This is a genomic window from Providencia sp. 2024EL-00732 (assembly GCF_044006275.1).
Lineage (GTDB): Bacteria > Pseudomonadota > Gammaproteobacteria > Enterobacterales > Enterobacteriaceae > Providencia > Providencia huashanensis.
Genome location: NZ_JBIPDG010000002.1, coordinates 13,661 through 26,059 on the forward strand (window position 1 = coordinate 13,661; position 12,399 = coordinate 26,059).

16 protein-coding genes are annotated in these 12,399 nt (G+C 41.3%); 9 read left to right on the top strand and 7 right to left on the bottom strand.

The features are described 5' to 3' along the window. Positions 1-116 precede the first annotated feature (116 nt). Complete coding sequence (gene degS / locus ACHB7C_RS05120; protein WP_395346628.1) at positions 117-1,181, top strand: outer membrane-stress sensor serine endopeptidase DegS; 1,065 nt, start codon at positions 117-119, stop codon at positions 1,179-1,181. A 107-nt stretch (positions 1,182-1,288) separates the two neighbouring features. Here degS and murA read toward each other — a convergent pair whose 3' ends face one another. The 7 genes from murA to mlaF all read right to left on the bottom strand — a co-directional run bounded on the left by murA (position 1,289) and on the right by mlaF (position 6,127). Continuing rightward, positions 1,289-2,551: a UDP-N-acetylglucosamine 1-carboxyvinyltransferase gene (gene murA, locus ACHB7C_RS05125; RefSeq protein ID WP_042846209.1), complete on the bottom strand. Its 1,263-nt coding sequence runs from the start codon at positions 2,549-2,551 to the stop codon at positions 1,289-1,291. A 52-nt stretch (positions 2,552-2,603) separates the two neighbouring features. Beyond that, positions 2,604-2,858, bottom strand: a complete 255-nt coding sequence (gene ibaG, locus ACHB7C_RS05130; protein ID WP_042846210.1) for a BolA family iron metabolism protein IbaG — start codon at positions 2,856-2,858, stop codon at positions 2,604-2,606. A 218-nt stretch (positions 2,859-3,076) separates the two neighbouring features. Beyond that, positions 3,077-3,367 carry a lipid asymmetry maintenance protein MlaB gene (gene mlaB / locus ACHB7C_RS05135; RefSeq protein ID WP_042846211.1) on the bottom strand — a complete coding sequence of 97 codons (291 nt, stop codon included), beginning with the start codon at positions 3,365-3,367 and terminating at the stop codon, positions 3,077-3,079. Between the two features lies 1 nt (position 3,368). Next, positions 3,369-3,998, bottom strand: coding sequence for a phospholipid-binding protein MlaC (mlaC, locus tag ACHB7C_RS05140; RefSeq protein ID WP_395346633.1), 630 nt, complete (start codon positions 3,996-3,998; stop codon positions 3,369-3,371). 35 nt (positions 3,999-4,033) lie between these two features. After that, positions 4,034-4,531, bottom strand: a complete 498-nt coding sequence (mlaD, locus tag ACHB7C_RS05145; RefSeq protein ID WP_042846214.1) for an outer membrane lipid asymmetry maintenance protein MlaD — start codon at positions 4,529-4,531, stop codon at positions 4,034-4,036. A 3-nt stretch (positions 4,532-4,534) separates the two neighbouring features. Further along, complete coding sequence (mlaE, locus tag ACHB7C_RS05150; RefSeq protein ID WP_042846216.1) at positions 4,535-5,317, bottom strand: lipid asymmetry maintenance ABC transporter permease subunit MlaE; 783 nt, start codon at positions 5,315-5,317, stop codon at positions 4,535-4,537. Positions 5,318-5,323: 6 nt separating this feature from the next. Beyond that, a complete protein-coding gene (mlaF, locus tag ACHB7C_RS05155; RefSeq protein WP_042846218.1) occupies positions 5,324-6,127 on the bottom strand; it encodes a phospholipid ABC transporter ATP-binding protein MlaF in 804 nt (267 codons plus the stop codon). A 477-nt stretch (positions 6,128-6,604) separates the two neighbouring features. On the opposite strand from mlaF, the gene kdsD reads away from it, so the two are divergent. The 8 genes from kdsD (at position 6,605) to ptsN (ending at position 12,396) form a co-directional block, all read left to right on the top strand. Beyond that, the gene (gene kdsD, locus ACHB7C_RS05160; RefSeq protein WP_042846220.1) at positions 6,605-7,573 is read left to right on the top strand and encodes an arabinose-5-phosphate isomerase KdsD; all 969 of its coding nucleotides are present in this window, start codon (positions 6,605-6,607) and stop codon (positions 7,571-7,573) included. Between the two features lie 14 nt (positions 7,574-7,587). Beyond that, a complete protein-coding gene (gene kdsC, locus ACHB7C_RS05165) occupies positions 7,588-8,148 on the top strand; it encodes a 3-deoxy-manno-octulosonate-8-phosphatase KdsC (RefSeq protein WP_042846222.1) in 561 nt (186 codons plus the stop codon). Positions 8,149-8,164: 16 nt separating this feature from the next. Then, the gene (gene lptC, locus ACHB7C_RS05170; RefSeq protein ID WP_042846223.1) at positions 8,165-8,740 is read left to right on the top strand and encodes an LPS export ABC transporter periplasmic protein LptC; all 576 of its coding nucleotides are present in this window, start codon (positions 8,165-8,167) and stop codon (positions 8,738-8,740) included. A 1-nt stretch (position 8,741) separates the two neighbouring features. Further along, the gene (lptA, locus tag ACHB7C_RS05175; RefSeq protein ID WP_042846225.1) at positions 8,742-9,305 is read left to right on the top strand and encodes a lipopolysaccharide ABC transporter substrate-binding protein LptA; all 564 of its coding nucleotides are present in this window, start codon (positions 8,742-8,744) and stop codon (positions 9,303-9,305) included. Positions 9,306-9,310: 5 nt separating this feature from the next. Beyond that, entirely contained in the window at positions 9,311-10,036 is a 726-nt protein-coding gene (gene lptB, locus ACHB7C_RS05180) for an LPS export ABC transporter ATP-binding protein (protein WP_042846227.1), read from the top strand. Between the two features lie 43 nt (positions 10,037-10,079). Next, positions 10,080-11,525 carry an RNA polymerase factor sigma-54 gene (gene rpoN / locus ACHB7C_RS05185; RefSeq protein WP_129466429.1) on the top strand — a complete coding sequence of 482 codons (1,446 nt, stop codon included), beginning with the start codon at positions 10,080-10,082 and terminating at the stop codon, positions 11,523-11,525. Positions 11,526-11,547: 22 nt separating this feature from the next. Next, on the top strand, positions 11,548-11,835 hold the full coding sequence (hpf, locus tag ACHB7C_RS05190; RefSeq protein WP_042846231.1) for a ribosome hibernation promoting factor: 288 nt from the start codon (positions 11,548-11,550) through the stop codon (positions 11,833-11,835). Between the two features lie 93 nt (positions 11,836-11,928). Beyond that, positions 11,929-12,396 (top strand): PTS IIA-like nitrogen regulatory protein PtsN, encoded by a 468-nt coding sequence (ptsN, locus tag ACHB7C_RS05195; protein WP_042846232.1) that lies wholly within the window; start codon positions 11,929-11,931, stop codon positions 12,394-12,396. The last annotated feature ends 3 nt before the right edge of the window (positions 12,397-12,399 follow it).

The following is a 12,399-nucleotide window of genomic DNA, read 5'->3' on the forward strand; positions in this document are numbered from 1 at the left end:
TTTATTAAACTCCATCTTAAAATCAATAAAACAGGTACAGTATCACTCTGCTGTGCCTGTTTTTTTATGTTATGCTCAAGGGTACGTTGAAAAAATAACTGAATGTTCGATATTTTATGGTTAAGAAGCTAACTTTATCCGTCATGCTTGGCCTGTTAACTGCATTGATTATTATCGTTGCGGTTCCTTCGTTGCGTCCTCAAGGCTTAGCTGACTTACTGTATGGTAAAACAAATAGCGAACCCGTCAGTTATAATAAAGCTGTGCGCCGTGCGGCTCCAGCTGTAGTGTATGTGTATAGTAGTTCCAAGGGCAGTTTTTCCCAATCTGGTCGTGAACTAAAATCTCTCGGTTCTGGCGTAATCATGAGCCCAAATGGCTATATCATTACGAATAAACATGTTGTTGATAACCCAGACCAAATCCTTGTAGCCTTACAAGATGGCGCTATCTTTGATGCCTTGTTAGTCGGTTCGGATTCATTAACTGACCTCGCAGTGCTTAAGATAGACGCAGACAACCTGTCTGTAATCCCCATTAACACCAAGCGTGTTACCCATGTTGGTGACGTCGTTCTTGCTATTGGTAACCCCTATAATATTGGTCAAACCGTCACCCAAGGTATTATTAGCGCAACTGGCCGTGTAGGGCTAAGCTCAACACGCCGACAAAACTTCCTACAAACTGATGCTTCAATTAATTCAGGTAACTCAGGTGGTGCATTAATCAATACTGAAGGGGAATTAGTTGGTATTAACACGCTTTCATTTACCGCAGGCCAAGGTATTAGCTCTGAAGGGCTAAGTTTTGCTATTCCAACGGCACTAGCGACTAAAATCATGGATAAACTAATCCGTGATGGTCGGGTGATCCGTGGTTACATTGGGATCACCGCCCGCGAACTACCACAAATTAGGTCAAACAATAATAATATCAATCAAATACAAGGTTTACGTGTTTTCCAAGTGGCTCCGAATGGGCCTGCCGCCAAAGCGGGGATTTTGCAAGGTGATATTGTTTTATCCGTTGATGGTAAGCCTGCCATTTCGGCGGCAGAAACCATGGATTTAGTGGCTGAAATTCGCCCCGGAAGTAAAGCCGCAGTACAAATATTACGGGATGGCGAAGTCAAAAATATTGATGTTATTATTGAGGAAATCCCTGAAGGCCAAGCGGGTTAATTTATTCATTCTCTTTGTAATAAAAAAGGTTGTTCCATTCGAAGAACAACCTTTTTTGGGTTTAACTAAGTCAATAGGTTTACTACCGACCTGTGCTAACAATATGACTAATCGTCAGAATGTACTCGCTGAATATCGGCACCTAAACCACGTAATTTATCTTCAATGTGCTCATAGCCGCGGTCAATATGGTAGATACGGTCAACCGTCGTAGTCCCCTCGGCTATACAACCCGCAATAACTAAACTTGCTGAAGCGCGTAAATCTGTTGCCATCACTTGGGCGCTGGTCAGTTTTTCAACGCCATGACACAACACAGTATTACTTTCAATTTCAGCATGAGCGCCCATTCGGATCAACTCTGGAATATGCATGAAACGGTTTTCAAAAATCGTTTCGGTGATCATCCCTGCACCATCAGCAACAAGGTTGAGCAAACTAAATTGTGCCTGCATATCCGTTGGGAAACCTGGGTGTGGTGCTGTACGTAAAGTAACTGCTTTCGGGCGTTTACCTTCCATATCTAAGCTAATCCAGTCATCCCCTAATTCGATTTTCGCACCAGCTTCACGTAATTTAGCTAATACAGCATCAAGTGTATCTGGGCGTGCATTACGACAAATCACTTTCCCACGAGAAACTGCGGCGGCGATTAAAAATGTCCCTGTTTCGATACGATCAGGTAGAACTTGGTAGACACCGCCACCTAAGCGCTTAACCCCCTCAATCACAATACGGTCAGTACCTGCACCTGTAATTTTGGCACCAAGGGTATTAAGGAAATTAGCAGTATCTTCAATTTCTGGCTCACGAGCCGCATTTTCAATCGTTGTCGTACCTTCAGCCAACGTTGCTGCTGTCATAATAGAAACAGTCGCACCCACACTGACTTTGTCCATCACAATGCATGCGCCTTTCAAACGGCCGTCTACTGTTGCTTTTACATAACCATCTTCTAGAACAATATTTGCGCCTAATTGTTCTAAACCAGAGATATGTAAATCAACAGGGCGCGCACCGATAGCACAACCACCTGGTAAAGAAACTTCACCATGACCAAAACGCGCGACTAATGGTGCCAATGCCCAAATAGAAGCACGCATCGTTTTAACCAAATCATAAGGTGCACAATAAGTTGTCACAGTGCTGGCATCGACATACACAGAACCATTACGCTTAACTTTCGTACCAAGCTGATTCAGTAATTTAATGGTGGTATCAATGTCCCTTAAATGAGGGACATTCTGAATTTCTACTGGCTCTTCAGCCAATAAAGCAGCGAACAAGATTGGTAATGCCGCATTTTTTGCGCCAGATATAGTCACCTCACCCTCTAACCGGGTTGGCCCTTTAACTAAAAACTTATCCATTCAAGTGTTCTCGTATGTCGAATTTTACAGGCTGTTCGCTTAGGCTTTGAAATCAAAGACCACTAAGTTTACGATCGCGCTCCCATTGCGCAGGGGTGTACGCTTTAATTGATAAAGCATGAATGCGGTTATCCGCAATATACTCCATCAAAGGCGCATAAATTGCTTGCTGTTGCTTAACACGGCTCATGCCGTCAAACATGTCACCGACGGCAATAACCTGAAAGTGGCTGCCATCACCAGTAACAATAGCCTCATCCAGAGACAGCTTATCCATCAATACTTGCTTAATTTCGTTGGTATCCATAATGACTCAATTTTATTAATTATTTGTGATTTATAATATTACCCTAACTCACCATGTTTCGTTGCCTATATCAAAACATCGTAATCGGAGCAGTCAAGGCAAGACCCTATCCTAAAGGATTAAGCTTAACACTTAAACCAAAGAAAACGCCTCTCGAGCTGAAAAGCACATAGAGGCGCTTATTTTTACATAACTTGACTTAGTTTAGGACATTTAACCTAACTCGCAATCACCGTTTGAACCCCATATAGTTCAATCAATGTTTTCAAGTTCTCACTAATACCAGTAATACTCAGCGAGCGGTTCTTAGCTTGGAACTCGCCTTTTAAACGAACTAGCATCGCAAGACCTGCAGAGTCAACATGTGTTAAACCGGATACATTGATATTACCTATGCTTTCTAGTAATACCGTCTTTTTATCCCAAAACACCATTAAAGAATCGCGGTCTAACGTCCCCGTTAGATGCAATGTCATTTCTGTTTGTTCCCATGCTAACGGGTGGCTCATATTACTTTTTCTCTTCTAAAGTAATCGGGGCTTTTGCGCTAGCTTCTAACTGTTTTGTTAGGCCATCAACGCCTTGCTTACGTAAAATATCACCCCATTCATTTTGTTTGGTGGTGATCATGCTCACGCCTTCTGCAATCATGTCGTACGCTTGCCAGTAACCTGTTTTACTATTTTTACGCCATTGGAAATCTAGACGTACAGGTGGGCGACCATTGGTGTCAACGATTGTTACACGGATAGCAACAATGTTTTTATCCCCGGTAGGTTGCTCTGGTGCAATCTGATAAGTTTGCCCATGATACATCGCTAATGCCTGGCCATAAACCTGTTCTAGATAAGCTTCGAATGCTTTGAAGTAAGCTTCACGCTGCGCTGGGGTTGCACCTTTATAGTAGGTGCCTAACACTAAAGCGCCCGCATATTTAATTTGAACATAAGGCAAAAGCTCTTCACGAACAATCGTTCTTAAATACTCAGGATCTTGCTTAATTTTCGGCTGTTCTGCTTTTAATCGATTAAAAGTTTTCGCTGCCGCTTCATCCATTAATTTATAAGGGTTGGTTTGGTCTACCGCCATAGCAAATGGAGCAATAACAAGCATGGCAACCATCATTAAACGTTTAAACATAATTAATTCCTTTACTATTCAAAGAGAGCTTCAAATTACTCTGTCGCTGGCTCTGTACCTTGACTATCACCACTCTTATACAAGAACTGTCCGATGAGATCCTCTAGCACCATGGCAGGCTTAGTGTCTTCTAGACGCCCGCCATTTTTCAATATTGCAATACCTAACTCTTCATCATCTGGGCCAATATTCATTGCGATATATTGCTCCCCTAGTAACCCAGAAGTACGAATTGAAAGTGAGCTAGAGTCAGGAATATTGTCGTACTCGCTCAATAAATCAATTTTAACTTCGGGAATATAGTTTTTTTTGTCTAAAGTGATACTGGCAACTCGACCAATAACCACCCCACCGACTTTAATTGGTGAGCCTTCTTTTAAACCTCCAATGTTTTCAAAAGAGGCAGAGATTTGGTAGGTAGATTGGCTCCCAATCGACTTCAAATCAGCAACTTTTAAACACAAAAAAATGATTGCGGCTATCGCCAGCAACATAAAACAACCCACCCATATTTCACTTTTTTTACTTTGCATGACTTAGTTCCCAAACATCAGTGCGGTAAGTACGAAATCCAGTCCTAAAACAGACAATGATGCATGCACAACGGTTCGTGTTGTTGCTTGACTTATCCCTTCAGAAGTGGGGATTGCATCATAGCCATTAAATAGCGCTATCCAAGTTACTGTTAAAGCAAAAACTAAGCTTTTAATCACACAGTTAACCAAATCTAGCCGCCAATCAATTGAGGATTGCATTGACGCCCAGAAAAAACCTTCATCGATACCCTTCCAATCAACCCCAACCAATGCGCCGCCTAAGATACCGACAGCAACAAAAATCAGTGATAACAATGGCATACTAATAAAGCCAGCCCAAAAACGCGGAGCAATGACTCGCCTTAAAGGGTCAACTGCCATCATTTCAAGGCTAGAGATTTGTTCAGTTGCTTTCATTAGACCAATTTCGGCCGTTAATGCTGACCCTGCCCGCCCAGCAAATAATAGAGCTGTCACAACAGGACCAAGTTCACGTAATAGGGAAAGCGCCACCATCATCCCTAAGCTTGCCTCTGCACTAAATGTTGTCAGGACAAGGTAACCTTGTAACCCAAGAACCATTCCAATAAACAAACCTGAAACAGCAACTATCAGTAAAGACTGTACGCCAATGGCATACAATTGTTTCATCAATAATGGCCACTGTTTACGAAACTCTGGTTTGCCAAGTAAAGCGCGAAACAGCATATAACCAGCTCGACCAAACGCAGAAAAAATATCAATCCATCGGCGTCCGAAGGCTGCGATCGCCTTTATTATCATCTTATTTTACCCTAATAAATCAGCCAGATAATCATTGGCGGGAAAACGGAATGGTACCGGACCATCGGCAATACCATCAAGGAATTGCCGCACACGGGGATCTCGATTTTCACGTAATTCATCCCCTGAGCCATGTGCAATAACATGCTGCTGCGCAACAATATATGCTTTATCAGCGATGCTCAACACTTCTGGAACATCATGGGATACAACGACACATGTTACCCCAAGTGCTTGATTAAGCTCATCGATCAGTTTGACTAAAACCCCCATTGTTATCGGATCTTGCCCCACAAAAGGTTCATCAAACATAATTAAATCAGGATCAAGAGCAATTGCCCGAGCTAAAGCCGCACGTCGCGCCATACCACCAGATAACTCAGACGGCATTAGCTTTGCTGCGCCACGTAACCCGACGGCTTCTAATTTCATCATTACCGTAGTATGAATCAAAGATTCCGATAAATTAGTATGTTCACGCAGTGGAAAAGCGACGTTATTAAATACGTCCATATCCGTAAATAAAGCACCTGACTGGAATAACATGCTCATTTTTTTACGTGATTGGTACAGCTTTGAACGTGACAAACTAGGAATGTTGTCACCATCAAACCAAATTTCACCTTCATTTGGTCTTAATTGACCACCAATCAAGCGCAGCAGTGTGGTTTTACCGATCCCTGATGGCCCCATAATCGCCGTAATTTTCCCACGAGGAACTGTTAGGTTAATATTTTCAAATATTTTCCGACTTCCTCGAGTAAAGGACATGTTCCGAACTTCAATTAAGTTGTCTGTCTGTGCTTGCATTGTTAAATAACTCGTTATACATCGTGCTTGAATATTTTTTATCCGTTCAGATGTTACCGAAAGATAAACTGAAAATCGTCAAATATCACAACCAAATAGAATTTATAGTATTATAGCGTCGAAAATGTGACTTTTAGTGTTACAACTGTATATTTATATAAATGAAACAGGCTATAAACAATAGTATTTACTTATAATCAGTAAAAATTATCAGTAAAAACAGCAGACAGCTCTTAGAATTCCGTAATTTATTGTACTTAAGAATACGCGAATTTACCCATGTTTTTTTGGTCCAAGATGCTATGGGATCTCACTTTACATACCAATTAAACATCGTCTCGCAATGAAATAACAATTAGACGCAAAACTATCCTTAAAGATAGCTTAACAGACAAAATACTTACTGATACTAAGTATTCGTTATACAATTTAATTCCGCTTATCCGATTAACTTAAAAGCTACGCATGGAACTAGAAATGTCAAACTTCGATTTTCAGAAAGTAGGTAAAGAAGTTCTCCATATCGAACACGAAGGTATAAAAAACCTTGAGCAATACATCAATACAGACTTTGACCGCGCTTGCCAGCTTATTTTTGGCTGTGAAGGGAAAGTCGTCGTTATGGGGATGGGAAAATCGGGGCATATTGGCCGTAAAATTGCCGCTACACTCGCAAGTACAGGGACACCTTCGTTTTTTGTTCACCCCGGAGAGGCCAGCCATGGTGACCTCGGGATGATTACCCATAAAGATGTCGTGTTAGCTATTTCCAACTCCGGTGAATCAGGGGAGATTTTAGCTTTACTTCCTGTTTTAAAAAGAATTAAGGTTCCCTTAATCTGTATGACCAACAACCCTGATAGTAATATGGGGAAATATGCTGATGTCCATTTGTGTATAAAAGTGCCACAAGAAGCGTGCCCTCTAGGACTTGCACCAACCACGAGTACGACTGCAACACTGGTCATGGGTGATGCACTCGCGATAGCCTTGTTAACCGCTCGAGGTTTTACAGCTAATGACTTTGCACTTTCTCACCCAGGCGGCGCACTAGGGCGCAAACTTTTACTCTTAGTTCGTGATTTAATGAATACGGGTGATGATATCCCCCATATTCCTAAAAGCGCGTCTTTGCGTGAGGCTTTAGTCGAAATTACACGCAAAAAACTTGGAATGACCGTTATTTGTGATGACAACATGAATATTGAAGGCATTTTCACTGATGGGGATTTACGCCGTATATTTGATATGGGTATTGACTTAAATAATGCTAAAATTGCCGACTTGATGACCCCTGGAGGTATCCGCGTTTCTCCAAATCTGTTGGCTGTTGAAGCCCTTAATTTAATGCAATCTAAACATGTTACATCTTTATTAGTTGCCGATGGTAATCAATTAGTGGGTGTGCTACATATGCATGATTTGCTTCAAGCGGGTGTTGTATAACATAAGGAAATACAATGAGTTCGGGAAATATAGAAACCTGCTATGGCCCTGTTGCCAACGCCATACTCACAAAAGCAGCAAAAGTGAAATTACTGATCTGCGATGTGGATGGTGTAATGTCTGATGGTTTGATTTATATGGGAAATAATGGCGAAGAGCTTAAAGCTTTTAATGTTCGTGATGGCTATGGTATCCGCTGCCTATTAACATCAAATATTGAAGTTGCCATTATCACAGGTAGAAAAGCCAAACTCCTTGAAGATAGAGCACAAACACTAGGCATTACATATCTTTACCAAGGGCAAAGCGATAAGCTTTTGGCGTATCAGCAACTGTTAGATACACTACAACTATCAGATGAACAAATAGCTTATATTGGGGACGATCTGATCGACTGGCCAGTTATGGCAAAAGTAGGCTTATCTGTCGCCGTAGCGGATGCACATCCGTTGTTACTGCCAAAAGCTGATTACATCACCCGACTTGGTGGTGGCAAAGGTGCAGTCCGCGAACTTTGTGACCTTATTCTTCTTTCTCAAGGTAAATTGGAAGAAGCGAAAGGTTTATCAATATAACGAATAGATTAAATTCATGAGCAATGCGAAGAAGTGGTTAATCATTATTTTATCCTTGATTGCATTAGGGCTTATTGGCTGGAACTTAGCCGGTAATGATGCTATTAACCCAGAGGATAAAGTAATTAATGATGGGCAACCTAATTATCAAACTGATGATTCGGTGACTTTTGTCTATAATCCAGCGGGAAATTTAGCTTATAAGCTCGTATCAGATAAAATAGATAACTACACTGAAGGGAAAATCACTTGGTTTTCAAAACCTGTTTTAACCACTTATAACGAGGCAGGTCAGCCTACATGGACGGTCAAAGCCTTCAAAGCCAGATTAACAAACGATAGAATTCTCTATCTATATAGTGATGTTCAGGTCGATAGCTTAACTAAAGAGTCACAGATCCAACGAATTACAACTGAAAGTGCAGTTGTCAATTTGACAACACAAGACGTTTCATCTGACGATAAAGTGACCATTATTGGACACGGTCTAAATTCAACGGGCTTGAAAATGAAGGGGAACCTCCGTACAAGAACGGCTGAATTAATCGAAGATGTAAAAACTCATTATGTGTTACAACCAGAAGAGCATTAAAATGAATCAAGTAACTAAGAAGCGTTTTATTCAAGGGGCTGTTGCCAGTGCAATGTTAGCTCTTAGCCTACCTGCGGTAGCACTGAAAAGCGATACACAGCAGCCAATGACGATTAATTCGGTCAAACAATCTCTTGATTTAGAAAAAAACGTCACCACCTTTACAGATGACGTGATCATTAAACAAGGCTCAATTGATATTCGAGCCAATAAAGTGGTTGTGACTCGTCCAAGCAGTGACTCTGATAAAATAATTGTTGAAGCGTTTGGTAGCCCAGTCACGTTTTATCAATTACAAGATGATGGTAAACCAATTAAAGGGCATGCAAGTAAGGCACGCTATGAGGTTGATAAGCAGCTCGTTACACTAACGGGTAATGCATACCTCGAGCAATTAGATAGCAATATCCAAGGTGATAAAATCACCTATTTGGTGCCGACGCAACAAATGGAAGCATTTAGTGATAAGGGCAAACGCGTAACAACCGTGTTACTCCCAGCACAATTGCAAGAAAAAGGCCCAGCGGCGAAAAATTCATCAGCAACTACGAGTAAGAGTAAATAATCGTTATGGCGACACTAACCGCGGAAAATCTGGCAAAAGCCTATAAAAAACGCAAGGTTGTTGAAGATGTAAGCCTTGAAGTTAAATCAGGCGAAATTGTTGGCTTACTAGGGCCAAATGGTGCTGGTAAAACAACAACCTTTTATATGGTGGTCGGCATTGTTCAGCGGGATGCAGGCAAAATTTTGATTGATGGCGAAGACATCAGCCTCCTACCGCTACATGAACGTGCGCGTCGCGGTATTGGCTACCTTCCTCAGGAAGCCTCTATTTTCCGTCGCCTAAGCGTTTATGATAACCTGATGGCTGTATTAGAGATCCGCGAAGATTTGAATTCACAGCAACGCAAACAGCGTGCTGAAGAACTGATGGAAGAATTCAGTATCACCCATCTTCGTGACAGCCTAGGGCAGTCTCTATCAGGAGGTGAGCGCCGTCGTGTAGAAATAGCGCGTGCACTGGCAGCGAACCCCAAATTTATTTTATTAGATGAGCCCTTCGCTGGGGTTGACCCAATTTCAGTGCTCGATATCAAAAAGATTATTCAGCACTTAAGGGATTATGGCCTTGGCGTTCTAATTACAGACCATAACGTACGCGAAACATTAGATGTCTGCGAAAGAGCTTACATTGTGAGCCAAGGGCACCTGATTGCTCATGGTACGCCAACCATGATCTTAGAAAATGAACAAGTGAAACGGGTATACTTAGGTGAAGGTTTCCGGTTATAAATTACGTGTCAGCTTTCTTTTTCAAGGAGAATAAAACACTTTCATGAAGCAAAGTTTGCAGCTTAGAGTTAGTCAACAACTTGCAATGACACCCCAATTGCAGCAGGCTATTCGCCTGTTGCAACTGTCTACACTTGAGCTGCAACAAGAAATCCAACTAGCGTTAGAAACTAACCCGCTTCTTGAACAAGAAGAATTAAATTCTGAAACCGAATCTATTGAATCTCTGAGTGATAATACTGACAGCAGTGAACTTGATACCAAAGACGCACTTGAAAACCAAGACATGCCTAATGAGCTTCCTTTGGATGCTGATTGGGATGAAATCTACACAGCGGGTACGCCTTCAGGCACCACTAATGATTACAGTTATGATGAATTACCCGTTTATCAAGGTGAAACCACACAGACTTTACAAGATTACCTAATATGGCAGTCTGAGCTGACGCCCTTTACTGATACAGACCGTGCGATAGCCACCTCAATTATTGATTCAATTGATGATTCAGGTTATCTCACCACTACAATTTCTGATATACATGAAGGAATTGCTAACCCTGAAATTAGCTTAGAAGAAGTTGTCGCTGTTTTAAAACGAATTCAACATTTCGACCCATTAGGCGTCGCCGCTCAAGATTTAAAAGAATGTTTACTGATTCAGCTTTCGTTATACCCCAAAGAAACCAACGGGCTACAAGAAGCCAAACTAATTATTAGCAACCACATTGATTTGCTTGCAAATCGTGACTTTAGGCAACTCAGTAAATTAACGCGTCTAAAAGAAGATGCGTTAAAAACCGCCATCGATTTGATCTTAACGCTTAACCCTAAACCAGGCCAATCCATTAATACTGGGGAATCAGAATACGTAATTCCTGATGTTTTAGTGAAAAAAATAGCAGGACACTGGCAAGTTGAGCTAAATACAGATAGCATCCCTAAACTGAGTATTAATAATCATTATGCTTCTATGGCTAATAATTCAGCGAATGAGGATGACACACAGTATATTCGTAGCCATCTTCAAGAAGCAAAATGGTTAATAAAAAGCCTAGAAAGCCGTCATGAAACACTATTAAAAGTGGCGACTTGTATTGTGGAACAGCAACAAGAATTCTTTGAGCTGGGTGAAGAGTATATGAAACCAATGATATTGGCTGATATTGCCTATCAGGTCGATATGCACGAATCAACCATCTCTCGAGTGACAACTCAAAAGTTTCTCCATAGCCCGCGAGGCATTTTTGAGTTGAAATATTTTTTCTCCAGCCATGTCAGTACGGATACAGGTGGCGAAGCCTCCTCAACCGCAATTCGAGCGTTGGTGAAAAAATTGGTTGCTGCAGAAAACCCTGCAAAACCATTGAGTGACAGTAAATTGACGAGTATGCTGGCCGAACAAGGCATTCAAGTGGCTCGTAGAACTGTCGCTAAGTATCGTGAATCGTTATCTATTCCGCCCTCAAACCAGCGTAAACAACTGGTTTAATTGATAAAATAAGGAAGGTTGTATGGAATTTCAGATTACTGGACACAATATTGAAGTTACTCCAGCATTGCGCGAAACTGTTGAGAAAAAACTCAAAAAATTAGAGCAATTGTTTGATCGTATTAATAGTATCCAAGTTGTCTTGAAAGTTGAAAAAGTTCAGCAAATTGCTGAAGCAACCGTGCAAGTCAATGGAGCGGATCTCCATGCATCAGCGGAAGAAAACGACATGTACGCAGCTATCGACTTACTTGTCGATAAACTGTCGCGCCAATTAACTAAGCACAAAGAAAAACTGAGACAACACTAATACATTTATCCGGCTAGCAACTGAGCCGATGAATGTTTCGAACCAGATGGTGGCATACACCATCTGGTTTTGTAGTCCTAAGTGAACAATAAAATGAATAGTGATATAGAAATCCAGTTAAGCGTTGTTTTATCATCAGCCTGTACACGTAATAATGTTGTGTGCACGAGTAAAAAAAGAGCCTTAGAAATTATTAGTGAGCTGGCTGCCGTTGAATTGGAATTACCTGAAAATACGGTATTTGAAGCATTATTAACCAGAGAAAAAGTAGGAACGACAGGTATTGGCGGTGGAATTGCCATTCCTCATGGAAAGCTAAGCGAAGGTGATAGCGCACGCGCTGTCGGTGTATTTTTACACTTAGAGGAACCAATTGCTTTTGATGCAATTGATAATCAGCCTGTAGACCTGCTTTTCGCGTTACTGGTGCCATCTGACCAATGTAAAACGCACCTACATACATTGTCACTTATCGCTAAAAAACTAGCAGATAAAACATTGTGCAAGCGCTTACGCAGCGCACAAAGCGATGATGAGCTATACAGTATAATTATAGAGTAAATG

Excerpts from the sequence above, each read along its gene's own strand:
- degS (WP_395346628.1), top strand. The coding sequence starts at position 117 with ATGGTTAAGAAGCTAACTTTATCCGTCATGCTTGGCCTGTTAACTGCA.
- murA (WP_042846209.1), bottom strand. The coding sequence starts at position 2,551 with ATGGATAAGTTTTTAGTTAAAGGGCCAACCCGGTTAGAGGGTGAGGTG.
- ibaG (WP_042846210.1), bottom strand. The coding sequence starts at position 2,858 with ATGGATACCAACGAAATTAAGCAAGTATTGATGGATAAGCTGTCTCTG.
- mlaB (WP_042846211.1), bottom strand. The coding sequence starts at position 3,367 with ATGAGCCACCCGTTAGCATGGGAACAAACAGAAATGACATTGCATCTA.
- mlaC (WP_395346633.1), bottom strand. The coding sequence starts at position 3,998 with ATGTTTAAACGTTTAATGATGGTTGCCATGCTTGTTATTGCTCCATTT.
- mlaD (WP_042846214.1), bottom strand. The coding sequence starts at position 4,531 with ATGCAAAGTAAAAAAAGTGAAATATGGGTGGGTTGTTTTATGTTGCTG.
- mlaE (WP_042846216.1), bottom strand. The coding sequence starts at position 5,317 with ATGATAATAAAGGCGATCGCAGCCTTCGGACGCCGATGGATTGATATT.
- mlaF (WP_042846218.1), bottom strand. The coding sequence starts at position 6,127 with ATGCAAGCACAGACAGACAACTTAATTGAAGTTCGGAACATGTCCTTT.
- kdsD (WP_042846220.1), top strand. The coding sequence starts at position 6,605 with ATGTCAAACTTCGATTTTCAGAAAGTAGGTAAAGAAGTTCTCCATATC.
- kdsC (WP_042846222.1), top strand. The coding sequence starts at position 7,588 with ATGAGTTCGGGAAATATAGAAACCTGCTATGGCCCTGTTGCCAACGCC.
- lptC (WP_042846223.1), top strand. The coding sequence starts at position 8,165 with ATGAGCAATGCGAAGAAGTGGTTAATCATTATTTTATCCTTGATTGCA.
- lptA (WP_042846225.1), top strand. The coding sequence starts at position 8,742 with ATGAATCAAGTAACTAAGAAGCGTTTTATTCAAGGGGCTGTTGCCAGT.
- lptB (WP_042846227.1), top strand. The coding sequence starts at position 9,311 with ATGGCGACACTAACCGCGGAAAATCTGGCAAAAGCCTATAAAAAACGC.
- rpoN (WP_129466429.1), top strand. The coding sequence starts at position 10,080 with ATGAAGCAAAGTTTGCAGCTTAGAGTTAGTCAACAACTTGCAATGACA.
- hpf (WP_042846231.1), top strand. The coding sequence starts at position 11,548 with ATGGAATTTCAGATTACTGGACACAATATTGAAGTTACTCCAGCATTG.
- ptsN (WP_042846232.1), top strand. The coding sequence starts at position 11,929 with ATGAATAGTGATATAGAAATCCAGTTAAGCGTTGTTTTATCATCAGCC.